General features: G+C 63.7%; 19 protein-coding genes and 1 pseudogene. 4 read left to right on the top strand and 16 right to left on the bottom strand.

The features are described 5' to 3' along the window. The first annotated feature begins 93 nt into the window (after positions 1-93). Positions 94-2,421, top strand: coding sequence for an EAL domain-containing protein (locus QFZ91_RS28630; RefSeq protein ID WP_429569195.1), 2,328 nt, complete (start codon positions 94-96; stop codon positions 2,419-2,421). Here the strand turns inward: QFZ91_RS28630 and QFZ91_RS28625 are convergent. From QFZ91_RS28625 to QFZ91_RS28580, 10 genes are all read right to left on the bottom strand, one after another. Beyond that, the gene (locus tag QFZ91_RS28625; protein ID WP_429569194.1) at positions 2,402-3,313 is read right to left on the bottom strand and encodes a LysR family transcriptional regulator; all 912 of its coding nucleotides are present in this window, start codon (positions 3,311-3,313) and stop codon (positions 2,402-2,404) included. The genes QFZ91_RS28630 and QFZ91_RS28625 overlap by 20 nt on opposite strands. Positions 3,314-3,409: 96 nt before the next feature. After that, positions 3,410-4,243: a shikimate dehydrogenase gene (gene aroE / locus QFZ91_RS28620; RefSeq protein WP_429569193.1), complete on the bottom strand. Its 834-nt coding sequence runs from the start codon at positions 4,241-4,243 to the stop codon at positions 3,410-3,412. Further along, positions 4,243-5,463, bottom strand: coding sequence for a CaiB/BaiF CoA transferase family protein (locus tag QFZ91_RS28615; protein ID WP_429569192.1), 1,221 nt, complete (start codon positions 5,461-5,463; stop codon positions 4,243-4,245). Before QFZ91_RS28615 ends, aroE begins: the two co-directional genes overlap by 1 nt. Beyond that, positions 5,463-5,924 carry a MaoC family dehydratase gene (locus QFZ91_RS28610; RefSeq protein WP_429569191.1) on the bottom strand — a complete coding sequence of 154 codons (462 nt, stop codon included), beginning with the start codon at positions 5,922-5,924 and terminating at the stop codon, positions 5,463-5,465. Before QFZ91_RS28610 ends, QFZ91_RS28615 begins: the two co-directional genes overlap by 1 nt. Before the next feature lie 3 nt (positions 5,925-5,927). Further along, the gene (locus tag QFZ91_RS28605; RefSeq protein ID WP_176365901.1) at positions 5,928-6,320 is read right to left on the bottom strand and encodes a VOC family protein; all 393 of its coding nucleotides are present in this window, start codon (positions 6,318-6,320) and stop codon (positions 5,928-5,930) included. Beyond that, the gene (locus QFZ91_RS28600) at positions 6,317-7,267 is read right to left on the bottom strand and encodes a ketopantoate reductase family protein (RefSeq protein WP_429569190.1); all 951 of its coding nucleotides are present in this window, start codon (positions 7,265-7,267) and stop codon (positions 6,317-6,319) included. The genes QFZ91_RS28605 and QFZ91_RS28600 overlap by 4 nt, the downstream gene beginning before the upstream one ends. A 136-nt stretch (positions 7,268-7,403) precedes the next feature. Then, positions 7,404-7,724 (bottom strand): DUF4148 domain-containing protein, encoded by a 321-nt coding sequence (locus tag QFZ91_RS28595; RefSeq protein WP_176379446.1) that lies wholly within the window; start codon positions 7,722-7,724, stop codon positions 7,404-7,406. 131 nt (positions 7,725-7,855) lie between these two features. After that, entirely contained in the window at positions 7,856-8,611 is a 756-nt protein-coding gene (locus tag QFZ91_RS28590) for a hypothetical protein (RefSeq protein WP_429569189.1), read from the bottom strand. Between the two features lie 190 nt (positions 8,612-8,801). Next, positions 8,802-9,581 (bottom strand): SDR family NAD(P)-dependent oxidoreductase, encoded by a 780-nt coding sequence (locus QFZ91_RS28585; protein ID WP_429569188.1) that lies wholly within the window; start codon positions 9,579-9,581, stop codon positions 8,802-8,804. A gap of 272 nt (positions 9,582-9,853) precedes the next feature. After that, on the bottom strand, positions 9,854-10,207 hold the full coding sequence (locus QFZ91_RS28580) for a hypothetical protein (RefSeq protein WP_429570973.1): 354 nt from the start codon (positions 10,205-10,207) through the stop codon (positions 9,854-9,856). Between the two features lie 20 nt (positions 10,208-10,227). Here QFZ91_RS28580 and QFZ91_RS28575 point away from each other — a divergent pair. The 3 genes and pseudogenes from QFZ91_RS28575 to QFZ91_RS28565 all read left to right on the top strand — a co-directional run. Next, positions 10,228-10,326 (top strand): annotated as a pseudogene (locus QFZ91_RS28575) (hypothetical protein); the annotation flags it as partial. After that, entirely contained in the window at positions 10,327-10,464 is a 138-nt protein-coding gene (locus tag QFZ91_RS28570) for a hypothetical protein (RefSeq protein WP_429570972.1), read from the top strand. An 86-nt stretch (positions 10,465-10,550) separates the two neighbouring features. Beyond that, complete coding sequence (locus QFZ91_RS28565) at positions 10,551-11,144, top strand: ParB-like protein (RefSeq protein WP_429569187.1); 594 nt, start codon at positions 10,551-10,553, stop codon at positions 11,142-11,144. A gap of 13 nt (positions 11,145-11,157) precedes the next feature. Here QFZ91_RS28565 and tssJ read toward each other — a convergent pair whose 3' ends face one another. From tssJ to QFZ91_RS28535, 6 genes are read right to left on the bottom strand one after another with little or no spacing between them, the layout of a single operon-like run. Then, the gene (gene tssJ, locus QFZ91_RS28560) at positions 11,158-11,679 is read right to left on the bottom strand and encodes a type VI secretion system lipoprotein TssJ (RefSeq protein ID WP_429569186.1); all 522 of its coding nucleotides are present in this window, start codon (positions 11,677-11,679) and stop codon (positions 11,158-11,160) included. A gap of 26 nt (positions 11,680-11,705) precedes the next feature. Continuing rightward, on the bottom strand, positions 11,706-12,839 hold the full coding sequence (tssG, locus tag QFZ91_RS28555; protein WP_429569185.1) for a type VI secretion system baseplate subunit TssG: 1,134 nt from the start codon (positions 12,837-12,839) through the stop codon (positions 11,706-11,708). Next, the gene (gene tssF / locus QFZ91_RS28550; RefSeq protein WP_429569184.1) at positions 12,836-14,650 is read right to left on the bottom strand and encodes a type VI secretion system baseplate subunit TssF; all 1,815 of its coding nucleotides are present in this window, start codon (positions 14,648-14,650) and stop codon (positions 12,836-12,838) included. Before tssF ends, tssG begins: the two co-directional genes overlap by 4 nt. A gap of 14 nt (positions 14,651-14,664) precedes the next feature. Continuing rightward, positions 14,665-16,251, bottom strand: a complete 1,587-nt coding sequence (tssA, locus tag QFZ91_RS28545; protein WP_429569183.1) for a type VI secretion system protein TssA — start codon at positions 16,249-16,251, stop codon at positions 14,665-14,667. Beyond that, entirely contained in the window at positions 16,252-19,812 is a 3,561-nt protein-coding gene (locus QFZ91_RS28540) for an ImcF-related family protein (protein ID WP_429569182.1), read from the bottom strand. It lies immediately after the preceding gene. After that, the gene (locus QFZ91_RS28535; protein ID WP_429569181.1) at positions 19,809-21,047 is read right to left on the bottom strand and encodes a hypothetical protein; all 1,239 of its coding nucleotides are present in this window, start codon (positions 21,045-21,047) and stop codon (positions 19,809-19,811) included. Before QFZ91_RS28535 ends, QFZ91_RS28540 begins: the two co-directional genes overlap by 4 nt. Positions 21,048-21,055: the final 8 nt, after the last annotated feature.

Here is a 21,055-nt window from a genome sequence, read left to right as displayed (position 1 = left end):
ACCCGGTAGTCGGAGAACAGCGTGAGATTCAAAGCGGCCTCGTGCCCTACAAAACCCAACCCGATTGAGTCCCGGGTCGATAGCGACGCACACGTGAATGGCTGGTCAGGCCGCAACCAGCAGTTTCTTTCCTATTTCCTGTCGCGGTATGGTCAACGCAGGACCATCCCGCTGACGAGTCTCGGCATCGCCGTCGTTGCCGGTGTTGGCGTCGGCGCTCTTGTGCATCAAGCTGCCGGTGAAGCGGCGACTACCCTGCGTGTTGCGTTGTCGATGATGTCAGGGGTCGCCGGCCTCGCGATCGTTCGTCGCAAACTCGGCCTGGATTACGCGCGGCAAAGCGCCGCCACCGCACTGGCGAGCGGGCTTCTGCACGCGAATCGCGACTGCCTGAAGGTGCTCGCTACCGACGGAAAAATGCTGCGGGTATCGGAGCATGGCGCGATGTTGATGGACGCGGAGTCACCGGAGCAACTGTCCGGCGCGGACTGGCTCGCTTTCTGGACCGGCGAGGACCGCGCGGCGGCCGAGCAGGCTTTGGCGGGCGCCGTCGCCGGCAACAGCACATCGTTCACGGGAAGCTGCGCGACGACGCGGGGGCGCACCAAATGGTGGAACTCCACGCTCACGCCAGTAACAGACGACGACGGCGCGGTGACCGCGCTGCTATGTGCGTCAGAGGACGTCACCCAGCAATCGGAACTGTTGAAGACACTGCGCGAACGCGATGAGCTGATGCATGAGATGGAGTTGCATGTCCGGCTCGTGTTCTATTCGTATAGCTCGCATTTCGAACACTGTCACCATGTCAGCACGGGTGTCGAAAGCGTATTCGGCATTACGCCTCAAGAGCTCAGCGACCGGCCTTCGGCGTGGCTCGACCTCGTGGTGCCGGAGGATCTGGAGCCTTTGCTCGCCGAGATGGACCGTATTGCGTCCGAAGTGTCGGAAGGTCGCTTCGAATACCGTATCCGCCGCCCGGATGGTTGCCTGCGCTGGATCAGAAGCACGGCCTACCCCGTGTGCGACGGCTCCGCTAACGTGGTGCGCATCGTCGGCGTCAGCGAGGACATCACGCTGGAACAGGAGCGCCTCGCGGCGCTCGACCGTCTGGCCTACACCGATGGGCTCACGGGTTTGGCTAACCGCGGCGCGCTGATCCGCCACATGAAGAAGCTTTGCAGGCAGAACGTCGCCTTCGGTCTGATGTTCGTCGATCTCGACCGCTTCAAGGTCCTCAACGATACGCTGGGCCATACGGCCGCAGACCGTCTGCTGCAGGACATCGCCAAGGTCATCCAGGGCGCGCTTCCGCCGGATGCGTGCGTCGCGCGCCTCGGCGGAGACGAGTTCGCGGTGATCGTCAGGGGCGAGAGCGACAAGGTCACGCTGGCAAGCCTGGCGCAGTCTCTTCTGAACCTGTTTTCAAGCGACGTTCGGAAAGACCACGCCGCGCCATTCGTCACGGCGTCGATCGGCATATCCATCTATCCGGAGCACGGTCGCGATCACGAGGCGTTGCTGACGAGCGCGGATATCGCGATGTATGCGGCGAAAAAAGGTGGCCGCAACGGCTTCCGGTTCGCCGACGAAGCGTCCAGCGATGTGCTCGGAGATTTCGAGCTGGAGTGCCATCTGCCCACGGCGCTGGCGTCGAACCAATTCGTGCTGCACTTCCAGGGTATTCATGAGCCAGCCTCTCTGGCGGTGAAAGGCGTCGAAGCACTGGTTCGATGGAACCATCCAGCGCGAGGTCTGGTGGGTCCTGGCAGCTTCATCCCGATCCTGGAGGAAAGCGGGTTCATCGTCGAAGTCGGCGCGTGGGTCATGGACGCGGCGCTTGCTCAACTGGCCGTCTGGCAGGCCGCCGGCAAAAAAGGGCTGTCGATGTCGGTGAACGTGTCCGCGCGTCAGCTGCGGGATGACTCGCTGGTCGCGATAGTCGACCAGGCGCTCCGAAAACACCGGGTGCCGCCGCGCTGCCTGCAGATCGAATTGACCGAAAGCGCGTTGATGGAAAACCCCTCACTCGCGCAGGCAACGTTGATGGCGCTCAAGCGCCTGGGCGTGCGCATCGCCATCGACGACTTCGGAACCGGATACTCGAGCCTGCGCTATCTGGCCGATTTTTCGCCGGACATCGTCAAGATCGACCGCTCGTTCACGGCCACGCTGGGCCGCGACTCGGCGGCCGCGTCGATCGTCCGGGGCATCATCCAGATGTCGCACGAACTCGGCATCAAAGTGACGGCCGAAGGCGTCGAAACGAATCAACAGTGGCATGCGCTGCGCGACGCAGGCTGCGACTTCGTGCAAGGGTTCTTTTTGACGACGCCGATGAAGGCGGAGAATCTGGTTCAGTGCGAATACTCTGTGCCCTCGTCAGCAGCAGCCGGGGCAACTAGCTTCTGCTCCCATTGAGAAACAGATCCGCGACGACCGAGCGCAGCCAGCGATTGCCGGCTTCGTGATGGTATTTCGCGTGCCAGTGCTGGCGCACCGCGAACCTGTCCACCGGGAAAGGACACGAATGGACCACGACGTCATTCGCCCGCGCCAGCGTCTCGCCAATGTGTCGGGGCAAGGTAGCAATCAGATCGGTCGACTTGATGATCGATCCTAGTCCGAGGAAGCCGGGCAATTCGAGCACGACGTCGCGTTCGATGTTCTCGCGCAATAACGCCTGTTCGAGCAGTTGCCCGCCCGTGCCAGCCGCAATGACGACATGCCCCTCGCTGCGGTATTGCTTCAGACTCAACCGCGCACGCACGCGAGGATGATTGCGGTTGGCAAGGCATACCCAGTCCTGCATATAAAGCTGTTGCTGGTACATACCGCCCCCCAGCCAGGGCACGTGCCCGATCGCAAGATCCGCCTCGCCGGATGCGAGCGCCCGCTCCGTATTGCCGTCGATCCTTGCCGCTTCGAGCCGAACGCCTGGCGCCTGCGCCCGCAAATGCGCCAACATTCGCGGCAGCAGCGTAATGTGGCTCGCGTCCGTCATGCAGATTCGAAACCGTCGTTTGGCCGTGGCGGGATCGAACGATATCTCCCACGCAGCGAACCGGCGCAGCGACTCGAGAATTTCCCTGCACGGTCCGATCAACGCGTCAGCCTGCGGAGTGGGCGTCATACCGCCCGGCGTGCGAACGAATAACGGGTCCTGCATATGCTCGCGCAAGCGACCCAACCAGATGCTGACCGTCGGCTGACTTTGTCCCAGTTGCTCAGCGGCGCGCGTGACACTTCGCACGTCGTAAAGCAGGTCGAAAAGCTGAAGCAGCTTGAGGTCCGGAAGCTCAGTGGTACTCATGGCGGTATTGTCATTTGCAATATCGACATTGTATCCATTGCGCTATGCCCATGAACGGGCGTCCGTAACCTGGGCCTCCTCGCCCCACCGCATGCATCAAATGAGCGGAACGCTCAGCCGGTCGATGATCGCTTGCGTCTGCGGTCGAACGCCGCGCCACCACTCGAACGCTTCGGCTGCCTGCTCGACGAGCATGCCGACGCCGTCGGCGATGCCCTGCACGCCCGCATTTCGCGCGAGCCGCAGGAACGGCGTGAGCCCCTTTCCATACGCGAGTTCGTACGCGGTTCCTGCTGGGCTGAACACGTCCGGTGGAACCGCAGGCAACTGACCGGTCAGGCTCGCCGATGTCGCGTTCACGACGAGATCGAACTGCCCCATCCCGTCGAGCTCCCGGTAGCCGCATGCGATCAATGGGCAGCTGCTCGCGACTTGCGCGACCAACGCCTCGGCCTTGCGCACATCCCGATTCACGACGACCAGTTGTGCCGGACGCGCCGCGATGAACGGCAGCAACGCGCCACGCACCGCTCCGCCCGCACCCAGCACGAGCACGCGCTTGCCCGCCATCGGCTGAGCGAGGTTCACTTCGATATCGCGCACGAGACCGACGCCGTCGAAGTTCTCGGCAATGATCCAGCCGTTTTCGAACTTCAGCGCGTTCACGGCGCCGGCGAGCGTGGCCCGTTCGCTGCGCTCGTCGGCAATCGCGAACGCCTGCATCTTGAACGGCGCGGTGACGTTCATGCCTCTGCCGCCCGCGGCGATGAACGTCTTGACGGTCTCGGCGAAAGCATCGGCGGGCTCGATCGGACCCTGGATCGCCGAGTAGCTGATGTCCTGCGCGGTCGCCTGCGCAAACAGACCGTGAATCAGAGGAGATTTCGTGTGGCCGATCGGATTGCCGATCACCGCGTATTGGTCGCTCATCACCCACTCCTCTTCGAAAACAGCACGCCCTGGGTCTGCATCGCGTCGATTTCCGCGGCGCTGAAGCCCAACGACTGCGCGACTTCCGCGTTGTGCTGACCGAGATCCGGGCCGACTTCGCGGATCGACGTGTCGCAGTCAGAGAAGCGGAACGGCAGGTTAGGCAGGCGCAGCTTTCCGAAGCGCGGATGGTCCTGCTCGATCACCATGCCACGCGCGACGATCTGCGGATCGTTGACCACTTCATCGATGCGCTGCACTTTTGCGCAAGGCACGTCGACGCAATCGAGCAGCGCCAGCACGCCGGCGACCGGCCGCGCCGCAACCCACGGCTTCACGACCGCGAGGATTTCGTCGCGATGCGAGTTGCGTCCGTTCAGGCTGTGAAACCTCGCATCGGTGCCGAAGCCGGCCGGACCGCCGTGCTGTTCGACGAGCGAAGCAAACCGCTTCCACGCATCGTCAACCTGCGCGGCGATCACGAGATCGCCGTCGGCCGCGCGGAACACGCCGTACAGCGTCGACGTCGGCATGTCGTGCCCCGTCTGCTCGGGCAGCACGCCTTGCATCGTGTAGCACTGCACCGCGTATTCGTGCATCGACACCAGCGTGTCGTACAACGCCATGTCGATATGCTGGCCGCGGCCGCTCTTCACGCGGCCGAGCAAGGCGGCGTTGATCGCGGCGACCGCGTGAATGCCCGTGTACATATCGCCGAGCGAAATGCGCATCAGCGGCGGCGGTTCGCCGGGATTGCCGACCATCTGCATGATGCCGCTCTTCGCCTCGGCGATCAGGCCGAAGCCGGCGCGATGCGCGTCGGGTCCGGTGTGACCGTACGCCGAAATCGAGCAGTACACGAGACCCGGATTGCGTTCGGACAACGCGGCATAGCCGAGGCCCAGCTTGTCGAGCGCACCCGGCCGATAGTTTTCGATGAACACATCGGCCGAATCGCACAGACGCCGCATGAACTCCTTGCCGCGCGGGTCTTTCATGTCGACGCTGACGCCGCGCTTGCCCATGTTCAATTGCAGGAAGTAGGCGCTTTGCTGGTCGTCGAGGATGGTCGCGTGCTGCCGGCCGGCATCGCCGCTGCCGGGACGCTCCACCTTGATCACTTCGGCGCCGAGCGCCGCGAGGCAGCGGCCCACGTACGGACCGGCAAGAAAGTGGCTGTAGTCGACGACGCGAATACCTTCGAGGGGGCGGGCTTGCATCAGTTCGCTCCCGGACGGCGCGGCACCATCAGCCGATGTTCGCCGCGCTGGACGACCTGGCCGTCCTGATTGATCAGCTCGGACGGCAGCACGACGATGCCCCAGTCCGGACGGCTGTTGCTCGCCCGCATGTTGCCGACGCGGAACTTGACGCGAAGCACGTCGTTGACCTTGATCGGCAGCAGGAAGTCCCACGTCCAGCCGAGCGACATGCCCGGCAGGAAGCGATAGTCGCTCTGCGTCTTCAGGCCATCGGCGATCGACAGGCCGAACAGCCCGTGCGCGACGATCGAACCGAAGTGGCTCGCGTTCGCATATTCCTCGTCGACATGCACGGGCGTGTGATCGCCGGTCAGATCGGCGTAAGCGAGAATGCGTTCTTTGGTGACGGTATAGGTCGGGCTCACGCACTCGTCGCCCTCGTTCGCGTCGTCCCAGTACTTTTCGATGATCGTGCTCATGCTTTACGCCTCCGCGCGTGGATTGATCGCCAGCGCCTGCGCAACGCAGGTGGCGGGTTTGGCCTGAATCAGTTCGACCGCGAGTCCATCCGGCAGGCGCAGCCAGTTGCGCCCTTGCGGCATTTCACTGACGCCGAACGCTTGCGCCGCGGCGAGCGAAGCCTCGAGGTCCTCGCACATCACGCCGAGATGCGCGAGCCGGCCCTCGGGACCTTCATAGCGCGGATCACTGATGAACTGCAGTCCGCCGAGCGTCCAGTACTGACGCGGCTCGTCGCGCGTGCCATCCACCTCGCGCATGGTCATGCCGAAGACTCGTTCGAAGAAGCGGATATGCCAGTGGATGTCCGTCACCCAGATGGCGACGTGCTCCAGATAGGCTTTCGCGCCGCTCATGCCGTCGCTCCTTCTCGCTGACGGTCGGTCATCGCGCGCTCGATGCCCTTGATGCACGCGACCAGCGTCGAATTGACCGGCGTCGGCACGCCGAGGCGCTCGCCCCACCGCACGACCGCTCCGTTGATGAAGTCGATTTCCGTGACCGAGCCTTTTTCGAGGCTCTGCAGCATCGAGGTTTTGAACGCCGGCGAGAGTCCTTCGGCCGCGAGCGTCCAGGCTTGTTCCGCTTTCGTCATCGAAAGACGGATGCCGGCGGCCTTCGCGGCTGCCATCGCTTCTTCGATCGCCGCCAACGCGGTGGCTTTCAGAACCGGCTCTTCGTACAGTTGCCCATACGTCAGACCGGTGATGCCGGTGATCGCGCCCGTCGCGACGTTGATCAGCAACTTGTCCCACATGGTGCCGAGGATGTTGTCGCTGATCGTGGTCGTCAGCGCCGCACTGTTGAACGCGTCGGCGATGGCGCGGATCCGGTCGCTGACCCGACCATCGAGCTCGCCGACGATGGTCAGCTTTCCGTTCACGCCCGACTGGATATGCCCGGGCGCCTTCAGCACGCCGCCCACATAGGTCTTGCCCGCCAGCACGCGCTCCCGGCCGACGATTTCGCCGAGCACGTCTTCATGGCCGAGGCCGTTTTGCAGCGACAACACGAGCGTGTCGGGTCCGACGAGATCGAGCGCGCCGCGCATTGCCGAATCGGTGTGGAAGGACTTGACCAGCACGATGACGAGGTCCACCGGCCCGACTTCGGCGGGGTTCATCGTCGCGCGGACTTTTACGCGGCGTGAGCCGTTGGCATCGTCGACTAGCAGGCCGTCGCGGCGCATGGCCTCGACGTGCGCCGCGAAGCGGTCGACCAGCCACGTCTGATGGCCGCCTTCAGTCAGCGCGGAGCCGATCGCGCAACCCAACGCGCCGGCTCCCAGGAATGCGATCTTCATAGATGTCTCCGTGATTTGGAGACGAAGATACGATTCCTACCTCATGCTGGCAATGCAATGAACGCAATAGGGTCATTGAAAATTTTAATGTTACGGTACGCCAGCGGGGGGTGGATCAACGTTCCAGTCTTTCCCCTCAATGCGTGCGCACCATCTGACCGCTCTGTCCCGCGTTCATCGCCGCGGCTCTATCCGCTCGATGCATTGCGGCCACCTTCGCTTCCGCGGCCTGAATATCGGCGGGATACGAACCATCATCGCCCATCGACGGGTTGTATCCCGCCGCTTCCAGCTCCTCGAGTTCGTGCATGACCTCCGCGCGCGTGAGTTGATGAGGCTCGGGCTCCGATACAGTTTGCGCATCCGCACTTGTGCAGCCCGCCATCAACATCACACCGGCGAACACGCAGCTCAGTAGCGAGCAAACGGCGTATTGACTCAACGACTCCGATTTCATGATGTGCTCCTTTTGACCTGAGAATGTATTCGCGCATCTGCATTCACTTCGGACCGTCTCCTCAGATCGTGAGTGTTACGCGATGCACATCCGGTAGACGGAGTTTTCTCGTTGGATATTCCCGGTCTTTTCTAAATAGAACTACCACGCAATCTTCGACGTTCGATCCCATTGCGCAATTGACCTGCGACGAACGCGCCGACGATCAGAGACAGATACAAGGCCACGAGATCGTGACGCCATGTGTTCAATGCAAGCTGATGCGCAATCAGCTTTGGATCGGGAGTTGGAAGGATTGCCCGCTTCGCTTCGACGGCTCGCATCATCCTGACAAAGCCTGCCGCGGACAACAGTGGCAGCGCGATGACCCATGTCAACAGCACGGGTTTCATGCGAAGCGCCCATCGCATGTGACGCAAGCGAAACCATAATCCAAGGCACCCGTGTATCCATCCGGGCGCGAGCAGCGCAAGCTGCAAACCCTGCGTACCGGTCGTCAGCAACTGGATCACGACACGCTCATAGTCCGGTTCGAAGCCATAGAGCGTGGATGCGAGCCGGGTCGTCACCGCATGACGGATCAGCAGCAGTGGCAGGCTGAGTCCTGCCCACAGACGCACCCACTCCGCCGGAGGCAACGCCCAGTGACGGCGCGCATAAATCGTTCGCATCGCCAGCACGAAGTGCAGCGCAGCCGCTCCGTATAACGCGATCGTTCCAGGTGCGCTGCGCCAGAGCCGCAGCGCCAGAACCAGCCCGCGTCCGGCGAGTTCGAGCGACCAGATTCCGAGCGCGTGATTGAGCAGATGGAGAAAGAGATAGACCAGCAACACCACGCCGGAGCCGAGTTGCAATCGTCGCAGAGCGGCTTGCATCCGCAACGTCATGCGAACGTCCCGTTGATGTCGTATGTCACGTGCGGGGCAAACGCCGCCTCGTCGATCAGGTTCATTTGATCACCCATCCGATGTCAGTCTTACCTGCAAGACCACCGAGATGCGGTGCTTATTCCCGATTCGATTCGCCGCATCATCGCCCCATCACGCGTGGCCTCTGCGGCGGCGGCCTGAGAGCCAGTCAAAGCGTCGCCGTCACCCCACCATCGACATAAAGAACATGACCGTTGACGAAGTCCGACGCGCCGCTCGCGAGAAAGATCGCCGCGCCGACCAGATCCTGCACCTCGCCCCAACGTCGCGAAGGCGTGCGATTGACCAGCCAGTTGCTGAACGCTTCATCGTTGACGAGCGCGTCGGTCAGTTCCGTCCTGATGTAGCCGGGGCCGAGGCCATTGACCTGAATGCCATACTGGCCCCAATCGATCGCCATGCCTTTCGTCAACATTTTCACGGCGCCTTTGCTCGCGGTATAGGCGGCGATATTGGGCCGGCCGAGTTCGCTTTGCACCGAGCAGACGTTGATGATCTTGCCGCGCTTGCGCGCGATCATGTAGCGCGCGACCGCCTGCCCGACCAGAAACACGCTATCCACATTGGTCTTCATCAGCTGTTCCCATTGCGCGTGCGAGAACTGCTCGAGCGGCGCGCGCCGCTGCATGCCGGCGTTGTTCACGAGAATATCGATCGCGCCGCTCTCGCTTTCGATCTGCGCCACCGCCGCTTCCACCGCTTCCGGAGCAGTCACGTCGAAACATCGCCCATGCACGATCGCGCCTGCGTCGCCCAGGCGGCTGACCGCTTCCGCCAGCCTCGCTTCATTGCGGCCGTTCAGCACGACTTCCGCACCAGCGCCTGCCAGCCCTTGTGCCAACGCATAACCGATACCGGTACTCGATCCGGTGACGAGCGCGCGACGCCCGCTCAGGTCGAACATCTGCAGACTGTGGTTCAACTTCATCCCCCTTTTGAATTCGGGGTAGCAGCGCTCGATTCGTGAAGCTAACCCGATGAATCGAGATCGTACCGGAACCGGCGGCGCTGCGCGGCGTCGCCGATGCAAGCTTCGACCCGTTGAACGAATTCGTCGAAACTTGCGGCATGCCGCGCCTCGCGACTGGCGATCATCTTCGCGATCGGCCCCACATAGACGGCCAGCTTAATGGCGACGGCATCGATGCTGGCCGGCTCGATCGCACTGCCCGGTGACGTGCTGCGGCGCTCGCGGGCGATCTAGCCGATACCTTCGCCGCAGCCACCGCGACGCCTGAGCCCGGCGATGACGACGCGACCATCGACATCGTCGTCGCCGTCGGCAGCCGCTGCGTTGCCGTCGTTGCTCGCGGCGGCCGCGCCGTCGTCGCTGACATCGACCTCCATCTCCATGCCGCGCACGACGAGCTTGCGCGCGCCGGCCGTCGCGGTGCCGTTGTCCGCGAGGGGCGGCTGGCGTGATCGGCCAGCCGCCCCTCGACCGGAACCCGCATGAGCAACGAAGCAACGCCTACTCGGATTGGCAAGTACCGGATCGACCGCGTGCTGGGCACGGGAGCGACGGGCGTCGTCTATCTCGTGTTCGATCCGCACCTCGAAAGCTCGCGCAGGATTCGGGCGGCGCGATTCAGGACGCCGTCAGAGCGGACTATTTGTACGGCTTCGGTCAAATCGCGCAGACCCAGGCGAGCCGCACCAAAGAGCGGCTGCGCATGTGGGTGCTGCTGCCCAAAGGCTTGCGCATCGCCGCACAGCAGACGTCGTTGAAAACGCGCGGCGGAGCACCTGCCGCATCCGATGCGGATTGTCTGGTCAGCGATCCGGTGCTGTGCGTGGACGATGCGCCGTAGAAGTCTGGCGGAACGCGAGCGACGCTTCGTGCGGCGGCATGAATTTTGCGGAATCCGCGTGATCGCTTCCCGACACGGAGACCGACATGGACACGCGGCAAATCGAAGATCTGCGTCCGACGCAGATAACCCACGGCGCGCGCGAGGTCAGAGAAAAGGCCCGCCAATACCGATCGCTGAGCGCCCATGACCTGCAAATGGCCATTGCCGAAAAGCCGATACCGATCGTCTGCGGACCGAGCGGCATACCGTTCGCGATCGATCATCACCATGTGGCGGCGGCGCTGTGGCAAGTTGGCGTGCGCTCGGTTCCGGTCGTGCTGGTGCGGGATCTTTCCTCGTACACGTGGGCGTCGTTCTGGCTCAGCATGGAAAACGAACGATGGACCTTTCCGTACGACGCGCAAGGGGTGCGCCGGCCGTTTGCCGAATTGGCCAAGCACGTGTGGGAAATGAAGGACGATGAATACCGAAGCCTCGCGGCGGCGGTCCGCGATGCCGGCGGCTATGAAAAAACCAATGTCCCGTTGGAAGAATTTCGCTGGTCCGACTTCTTTCGCGCGATGTTGCCGCGGCCCGATAACGACGAAAAGTTCTCGGCTTTGCTCAAGGAAGCCTTGAAGCTGGCAAAGAGCGACCGGGCACTGGGACTGCCGGGCTATCTCGGTCGAAAGGATTGAGCCGGTGGCTCACTCAATCGTGGGCCACGTTGCCCGCCGTCACCAGAAACTGATCCATCAACGAGATCTTCAACGCTTTGTCCGCGTCGAGCTTTTTCTTCTCGATCACATACTTCCAGCCATCCCCGTTGCCGGGATTGCGATAAAACGCGACGATCGCCACATAGTTCGTATCGGCCTGCATCGGTTGCGACAGGCTCGCCGACGCCCCTGGATTCAGCACCGATGCCATGCTCGCCAGCAAATCCTGCGCGAGCAGCGTGCGGTCGTTCTTCAGCAGATCCTCGTATGACGCGCCATCGAACACCTTGCGGTCCTTCAACTGATACACGCGCACCGCGACCGATGTCGCGCGACCGGCGTCGTCGGGGTTCAGCGCTTCGCGCGCGGACAGATCGACGTCGAGCACCTTGATCCGCTTGAAAAACACCGCGTGATACGCGCTCGACGACGCGTCCGACATGGATTGCCATGCGCCGCAGGCGGACAGCAGCGCGACGGCCGCAACCGTGGAAACGGTAGAACGAAGATTCATCGATAGTCCTTTGGGCGCGTTGTTCATCACGCGGATCGAGTCAGGTATGGATTGGCCGCGGGCTTCGGAAACGCTTGATAAACCCCGAGCGCGACGTTGATCAGGCATTCGCTCGCGGCGGGCAGCACGGTCGTCCAGCCGAGGCGCGGCGCGGGTCCTGGCGATCCGCCGTTGATCGCGCAAAGCGGCGCGAGGCGCGACGACATTTCCATCCGCAGATGCACGTCGGCCTTTACCCCGACATACAACTGCACGAACGCCATCAACTCGCGATGCAGCCACGCACCCGGCAACAGGTCGTGCGCCTGGGCGGCATCGGCCGGCCGCAACGTCACGCGCACCGCCCGGCTGCGATACGCAAGCCGCTTGCCGAGCACATAGCCGCCGCCGAGGCCGCGGCGCGCGTTGTCGTCGCCGGTTGCACCAGCACGAGCGGCCAACGATGTCAGCCGTTGCGGCCTGCCGGCGCGCGCGGGCGCGGGAAAGAACTCGTCCACCCGTACATCGACGCCCGGTACCGCGAGCGCGATCACGCCCGCGAGCCCTTCGGGCGTGCGCGTACGCTGGATCAACAGGCCGAGCAGCGCGAGCATCCGCGAATCGGGCAAGCCTGCGCGTTGCGGCTTATCGCCCCAGCCGAAGCCGGCGAGGCACAGCAGATTGCGCGAATGCGCATCGCTGGCGCCCGCGCGAAAACTCTCCGGATAGCGGTACTTCTTCCACGCGCGATACAGCAGCGCGACGAAGCGGTGATTGAACTGATCGAGAAAGGCTTCGACCACTTCGTGCCCTTCCTCGCGCAGCACGATCTCATCGATCATGTGCGACGGCATCGCCGCGTCGACACCGTAGAGTCCCATGAAGATCGTGCGCACGGTCGGCGCCACGTAACCGACGAAGGCATCCGGATCATCGTCGAATTCGACCGCGGCGACCTCGCCCGCCGGAAAACCGGTGCGCGCGCGTGGCCGGAAGCGTACCGGCTCGTGCGCCGGGGTATCGCGAGTGCCGAAACCAGCATGGTTCGGCGCCCGCAATTCGAGCAGTCGGCACAACTGCATGAAGTTCATCCGTGGCGCACGCGCGAGCAGCGCCGCGACGAACTGTTCGAGATTCGGCGGTTCGTCGCGCGCCTCGAAAGCATTCGCGTATGCGCTCATAGCGGAGCCCGTTGCGCCTTGCTGCGCGGCCAATCGGTGCGGGTCCGCGACGGCAGGCTCACGATCGATAGCTTCGTGAACAGATTGATCTCCGCATACAGCGCGAAAAACCGTTGCAGCAATTCGCCGAACAGCATCACGTCGCCCTCGCCCGCGAACGCGTGCGAATCGAGTGTCACCTCGATATGCACGCCGCGCTCGACCGAGCCGCCCGCCACCTCCTCGAGCAACTCCTGCGACACCCAAAGAATGCCCGCGAGCCGCCGGCGGTTCAGTTCGTCGCTGGTCCAGTCGTATAGCGCGAGCGCGCCGCGCAGCACTTCCGCGTTCATCATCGACAGGAAATTCGGCGCGAGATGCGATAGCACACGCCACTGGAAGCGGTCGCCGGTCGGCGGATAGAGCGGCAGCGTCGGCGCGACGAGATTGTTGACGCCGCCGACGTTCGGCGTGCTCGCCGCCAACTCGGCGATGTGCGCTTCGCGCAGGCCCTTGCGTGGCAGCATGCCGTTCGTGCCGGTTACGCGCAGCGACAGGCTTTCCTCGGGCAGCGTGTGCATCGTCTCCCAGGCGTGACCGCCGAGCACGACCCACGTCTCGTGCAGACCCGCGACGCCGGGCCGCACGCGCGCATGGAAGTAGCGCTCGGGCGCCTCGTGCCGCAGCATGCCGCCGCGATGACGGAACGTCGCGAACGGCACGTACTCGTAGCGCTCGGCGGTGTCGTGATCGAACGCCTCGATCGCATCGACCGAATAGGTCTCGACATGCTCGCCCTGATGACCGGCGGGCAACACGCGGTATTCGGTTTCGTGATGGTCGATCTCGATCGGCTCGGCGTCGAGTTCGAACAGGTTGATCACCGGCGCGCAGAAAAGCCGCACGTTTTCCGCGCTGAAACGCTGCTCGGACGGATACGCGTGCTTCAGAACGATCTCCAGTTCGAAGCGCGTCGAATTGTCCGGCAGCTTCGTCACGTCGAGTCCGTACAGATCGACGAACAGGAATTTCTCGCGGAACGTGAAGTATTCGAGCAGCAACTGGTATCCGGAAAACGCCGCATCGGCCTTCGGCCACAGCCTTTCGTCGGCAGAGAAACCGGCCGGCTCGATCGTCACGTTGGCGAGCGGCAGCGCTTCGCCATCGCGCACTTCCGGAATGCGCCAGTGGATCGCATCGATCTCGCGCGTAAGTGCCAGATGCATCGCGAACGCGGTCGGCAGATCCGCATTCAGATACAGCCGCACGCGCGACAGGTCAGTTTCCTTGCGACGCGCGGACTGATCGAGCTCGAAGCCGAGCCGGACGATCGAGCGGCCGTCGTGGCGCACGGTCGGCCCCGCGTGCGTGATCGACAGTGGCTGCAGCGTGACCGGCTGCGTGGTCCGGTACAGACATTGCACGGTCTTCGGCGTCGCCCCCTCGGCGCCTGCCGCGTTCGGCACCGCGATCGGCGCCGAGCGCACCGGCACGCCGGCCGGCACCAGCTCGGTTCGCTGCAGCTTCTCCGCGAGCGGCAACAGTTCGACGATCGACAGCGACGGAATCATCCGCAAATAGTGCGGCCACAGCAGACTCACGAGGCCTTCGGTCAACTCCGGCGATTCATCGTCGAGCTTCTGCTGAAGACGGCCGGTCAGAAACGCAAAACCTTCGTGCAAGCGCTCGACGTAGGGATCGCGATCACCGACGCGATCGAGGTTCAGCATGCGCGCGCGGTCGGGATGCGCATTCGCGAATTCCTTGCCGGCCTCGCGCAGGTAGCGCATTTCGGCTTCGTAGTAGCGCAGGATGGGGTCGTCGTGTTTCATGCCTGGTGTTCTTGTCAGAAGGTCAACGCCCGCGCCGGGTCCAGCACGGTCAGCTCGGCTTGCAGTTCGCCGATGCGGCGCGCGAGCGCGGGCCTATCGGCGTCCTTGCGGTTGCTCAGCGCGTTCAACGCGCGCAGCAACTGCTGCTTCACCTCGAACACGAGCGCGGGTTCCCAGCGCGTGAGCGGCAGCGAGCGTGCGCTCGCGTCGAGTTCGGTGAGCAGTGCGAGCGCGGTGTCCGCACGACCCGCGTGATCGGCGAGGCGCGCCATCACCAGCCGCTGCAGGTAGCGATGCCGATCGGTGCGAAGGCCGGGCAACCCTTCGAGCCAGGCGAACGCGGCCTCGATGCCGCCCTGCCCCGCGAGATCGCGCGCCTGCGCTTCGATCTCGGGCCAGTCGCCGGTCGCTTCGTGGTCGTTGCCGGCCGCTACCGGCAGCGGCGCGATACTCTCGCCCGCCTCGAGATTGCGCACTACCGCGTGGCGTGCGATCCATTCGAGCGATGCGTCGTCGGCGAACGGCGTGCCGTCGTTGAACGCGAGGCGCTCGATGCCAGGCAAGCGTTCGAGAAACAGCGCGAAATCCGCGCGCAACTGTTCACGCCATGCGCTGTAGGGCGCGCCGACGTGATCGAGTGCGACGTGCTGGAAATACTGCAGATCGAACCACAGGTGATTGACGCCCTCCAGGAATGCGCCCTCGACGCGTTCGAGCAGCTCATGCCACTGCTTTTGCAGCACGAGCCGTTTCATCTGCTGACGCAGCTCGCCACGCGGTGGCATCAGACGTGTGCGTGATGCCGCATCGGCGGGCGGCACTTCGTGCAGCGTGTCCCAGCGAACCGTGCGGACCAGCCGCACCGACGATAGGTAACCGTTCTCCTGGTCGCGTAGCCACAGCGCCATTGAGCGGGCCTGATCGAGCAGGTCGCGCGTCGATGCGACCGAGACGTTCGGGCTGCCTGTAAAAGCTGAGCCCGGCGATGCGGGTGAGGTTGCGGAATCGAGCTCATTGCCACGCGTCGATGCGTCGTTCTGCTCGAAACGCGCGATCAGCGCGGCGAAATTCGGCCGAGCCGCGTCGGTCCATGTGGCCGTACGCGTGACAAGCAGATCGAGCGCCGCGATCGCGCGTTCGAGGTCGGCCGCCGCGAACTCGCCGCGACTCTCGAGCAGTGCGATGACGCGTGTGGTGGCAAGCATGTCGAGCGCGCCCTTCTTTGCCTCGGCGCGCGCGGGGAACACATTCTCGCCGAAGCGCTCGACGAGCGACGCCGCGAGTTCGAGCCCATCCGCGAAGCCGGAAGGACCGTCCGCGCGCAGACGTGCAAACGCGTAGTAACCGGCGACACGCAGATCCTTGCCGGTCTCCTTCAGCAACTGCTCGCACGAACGGACGACCAGGCTGTCGTCGATACCGGAGAGTTTTTGCGTTTCCTCGCGCAACTCGAAGAACAGGTCTTCATAGCCTGGGTCGCGGCCGCAGCCGTGCTCGCCGGGTAGCGGCTGCAGCCATGCGCTCCATGCATCGAGACGCGCGCGCACGCGTTGTTCTTCGTCGCGCGACGGGAACAGCGTCTTCAACAAACTTGACAGCATTTATTCGACCTCCGGCAGCGAAGCTTGCGGCAAGCCCACCGCCGCGTGCTTCGCCGCGTTGAGCGCCGCGGGCGGCAATGGCGGCGGCGGGTTCGCCTCGGATAGCTTCGGCGCGCTTTTTGGGTTGCCGGTCACGAAGATTCGAGCGGGTAGCTTGAAGTGACGCAGCGAGAGCACTTCGAGCGGGCCGGCGTCCGTCTCGCTGCGCAGCTGCACGCGCAATGGGATGCCCTCGCTCTGGTCGGGCTGCCACGACAGCACATAGCGCGCGGCGTCCTGTTGCGACACCTGCGCGCGTTCGAGTAGACGGATCAGGCCGAAGCGGCCTTGGGCGTCGAGTGCCGAGCGCAGGCCGCCGTGCTCGGTCTGCCATTCGATATGCGACAGGTTTTCGAGCGAATCGCCGGGCCACAGGAATGGCGTCCACTCTTCCTTCTGGTTGAAGTAATGCAACTCGCGGCCCGACAGCACGAAGCGCGTGTCGGTGACGCCCGGCGTCGGCACCGCGCGCAATTCGTAGCGCACGTGGGCGTCGCCGGACGGGAACAGCACCGTCGATGCGCGCGTCATATTGTTCAGTCCGTCGAGGAACGTTGGATCGAGCGTCAATGCGCGGCCGTGGCTCGCGCCCTGCGCGGCGATCCAGCGATTGCCCTGGCGTTCGACCACACCCGCCAGTTGCGTCGTCACGAACTGCGTAATCACGCCGTTGTCGGGGCGCATGAAGCGCGCCATTTCCGGCAGCGACGCGTCGTTGTCCGAGTCCGCGAACGGATAGCGGCCACCGAACGCGCCGTTCCAGTCAGCGACAATCGCCGTGCGCCAGATCTCGTTGAGGCTCGCCGCGGCCGGCTGCACCAGCACCTGCCACGTTTGATCGAGCGGCGCCTGGAACAGCCCGCCGAAGCCGGCCCACCGTTCGCCGAGACTCGCGGACAGGCGGCTCGCGTAATCGCGGCTGTCGGCGATGTCCGAGGTCTTGCCCTGCAGCACCGCCTGCGCGGCGATGCGCGACATCGCATCGGTGTCGGGACTCGACACGATCTGTTCGATCTTCAGACGCATCGCGGTCACGCGTTCGAGATAGCGCGCGACGCTGAGATCACCGGTCGCGGCCAGTTGCGCGGTGGAGTTCGCGTTCGCCCGCGTGGCGCCGGACGGGAGATCGCTGCCGGCAAGCCGCAGGATCGACCCGAACGCGACCGCGAGCGGTGCAAGCGGCGGCTGCGTTTGCTTCGACGGATTTTTTTCGTCCGCGCCGATCAGTTGCTGCGCTTTGCTGACCAGCGTGTCCGACAGCGATTGCGTGCGCGCGCCCGCGGCCGCCTGATAGACGATCGCGTTCATCAGCATCACGAGCGGCGAGCGCTGTGGGTCGCCGAGCAGCGCTAGCTGATCGGCGGTCGCGGACAGCGTCGGTGCCGATTGCCAGCGCAGGCTGTTCAGGAACAGCCCCCAGGCGCGCGCGTAATCGTCGAAATAGCGCTGACGCAGCCCGGCTTTCAGCGACGACGATGGCTCCGCTTTATTCTCGACGTCCGACAGCACCCAGTCGCCCGTGATCTTGCTCTGCTCGCTCGCGTCGTCGATCGCTTTTGCGATGCGCTCCTCCCACGCCGCGCGCGTGAAAACGCCGGGGACCGTGGCCATCGTGCTGAACAGACCGCGGCTCGATGTGTCGCCGAGCAGCGTCGCGAGCGACACCGGCGGATACTTGGCTTTGGCGTCGTCGAGGATCTGTTGATAGACCGCGTCGGTCGAGTTCTGGATGCCGCGCACGCCGATGATCGTTTGGCGCGTCGCCGAGATGAGTCCGTTGTTATCGACGATCGCGAGCGACGAGCCGCTTGTCGATGCACGACGGCCTAGATGATTCGCGAAGAAGGTGATGGTGTGCTGACGCAGGTCTTCCCATGCGCCGGCCGACAGCGGCGAGTTGGCGGGCCGCGTAGGCGCGGACGTCGCGGTGAGCTGTGGTGCGAGGAAGGCAGCGACCGCGCGTTCGGGCGTGGCGAGCATCATATAGGTCTTCAGCGTGTCGTAGACGGCCTGCACTTCGGCACTGCCGCCGCTTGCAATCTCGGCGTCTGTCAGTGAGGCAAGCTGACGCAGACGTGCCTCCAGCTTCTCGCGGATCGGGCCGACCAGGATGCGGCCCGCGGCGTTTTCATAGCTGGGCCATAGGGCGTTTAGTAGCGCGGTGTCGCGGTTCAGGCCGAAACGTGCGAGGTGTGGGGCGCCGTCAAGCTGGTGGGATTCGAGTGTGTCGATCTGCTTGTCGAGTGTGTCGAGCGTTTGCATCGATCGGGTTGGGTCGTGTGCTTCTGCGAGCTTCGTTAGAGTGTCGGCGGCGGTTTGGATCGTCGCACGGTTCGTGATACCCGAGATCATCGTGCCGGTGGTCCATAGCGCGATCGCCGCGGTGGCGGTCCACGCGGCGGTGGTCGATAGCGAGAAGCCGATGCGGCGGCCGTGGAGCTTGAGACTGTGGACGGCGATGGTTTGCCAGACGGTGCGGTGCTGGGGGGCGATGCGTTCCGCCTCGGCGTCTTCACCTGCCGTGTCTTTGTCGCCGCGCAGGGTCGCGGGCGGGGCTAGTTCGCGCTCCTTGAACAGCGGCGCGAACAGAAGGCCGTGGATGGCCTGGCGCCAGTAATATGAATACTCGGTCTGCGCGACCAGTCCCGACAACGCGCTGGAAAGCCTTTCGATGTGTTGCGATAACTCCGCGGGGTAACGATCGTGTTTGTCGTCGGCGAGACGAAGGACGCCGGCGTCCGCGAGCTGGCGGGTGAGGTTTTGTAGCGAGTCGTCGATGTGGGGGGCGTGCACGCGGGCGTTTGACCACGTTAGGCCGATCGCTTCGTCGTCGCTCTTCGGTTCGGTGCTGAAGTCCGTTACGTTGAGCAGATAGGCAGGCGCGGACCAGCGCAGTGCACGCGCGTGACGCGCGAGGCGTTGGGCGAGCGCGTCGGCGTCGAAGGGGGAGTTGGCTGAGCTGCGGTTGCGGGTTATTGCGACGATTGCGTCGATCGGCCGGCGGCGGCGCAGGCGGCGGATTTGGGTGAGCCAGGTGATGTCGAGGGTCGTGCTGGTTTGAGCCGCGTAGAGCAGGACTGTGTTGCCGGTGATGGCGTAGCCGGTTTCGGCGAGGCCGGGGGCGAGGCGTTTTACCAGGGGGAGGTCGCCGGTCAGCAGAAGCCAGCGGTTGTGGTAGCGCCAGTGGCGGCCGTGGAGGGCGCGGAGCGCTTCGCGCAGGATTTTGCCACGATGTGCATTGAGGTCGAGTGTCGCATCGGTTGTCGCTGCACCGACACGAGCCGACGGGTCACGGTCATACTGCTTCGCAGAGCGGCCAGGCGCATTGCGCGCGAAAACTCTCCAGGCACTGGAAAGCGGCGCGCGCAACAGAAGAACAGCGCTTCCGACCAGCAATACCACCAGCACCCGATACGAAGGTGATGGATTAAGAGCGTCGCCTTTGAAATATGCGAGGATGGCCGCGATTGCCGTCGCTGAGCAGGCGAGAATCCAGTATCCCTGGATTTTGCGGATAGTCATGCTTTGGGTGCCATTTCTTCTTGTCCGCGAGCAGCGTTGACAACAGCGAATCTCAATGTCGCTTCGTGCCACGCGATAAGTTGAGGTGCCGCTGTTTGCATCGCACTTTCAATACCAAGCGCAACGGCGAGCCACCCAGCGCAGACGCCCGGCATACCGACGGCCAGATCGATGTCGTGTACGCCCGGAAGTCCCACTGTTTGGGCTACACCCAGATTCACTTCCGAGGCAACTCGAAGCAGGTCCGCCTTGAGCGTGCCCGTCAAACCGGCCTGCCAAAGAACTTTGATACCGGCACTTGTCGCGTTGCCCCACAGCAAGGCTCGGGAAACTCCCGTTTTCAAATCTCCCGCTTCGGTTTCCACAGGCCGATGCAGCAATGCTTTCGTCTTCAACGCACACCGCTCAGCAAGGGGAGCCCACGCAAGCAGCACGCAAACCGCCGCTTCCGCACTCGATTGCGACGCGTGCTCATGCAGTTGAGCCGAAACATACAATGTCGCTTTTTCCAAGTCCGAGCCGCCGCGGACATCGAGCCATTGATCGAGCGCCATCAGACCTTGAATCACGCTCAACGTCTTTGTCTTCGTCGGCCGCAAATTTTTTGCAGCCCAGCACACTTCCCACGTCCGAAGCAAGGATTGCCGATCTCCATCAGCTGGCAAATGCAATCGAACGCTGAAGGGCACCTCTTGCGGTATCGCCGTCACCGCGTCGCTAATTCGCTCCAACAGCGCATCAAAGCAAGCGCGGTAACGGGAAAGTATGTCCTCCGTGCCCTCCAATGTTAGTGCGGTGTGGCGCACCGCGACCATCCCGTTGCGCGATGTTCGTGCACTCAACATGGATTCGCCCTTGGCGATTCTGGCGGCGACTTTCTCATGGCCCAACGCAGTCAAATATTCGAAGCCCAGAACCGCCAGCGGCTCGCTACCGAATCGAAGTACCGCGTCTCTGTCCCGTGACCGAACCTCTCTTTCTGCCTGAAGTCGCTGCATCTCTTCGCCGTAGTAGTGCAAACGCAAGCCGAACAACGCAAACCACGTCAACGCGGGAAATCCGAGCAGACGTACCCAAAACCACAAGGTATTGATGGGTTCGCCCGTCGACCATGTCAACAAGGCGACGATCACACCCGCGAGCATGACTACGACAAATGAACCAAGCCAGACTATCGCGCGCGGAAGTTCCGGCGGGACCTCGGGTGGCTCTAATTCGGGCAGTTCTACCGGCATAGCCTGCC

It is taken from the genome of Paraburkholderia sp. JPY419, assembly GCF_050435705.1.
GTDB lineage: Bacteria > Pseudomonadota > Gammaproteobacteria > Burkholderiales > Burkholderiaceae > Paraburkholderia > Paraburkholderia youngii.
This window is presented reverse-complemented; position numbering and strand designations above follow the sequence as displayed.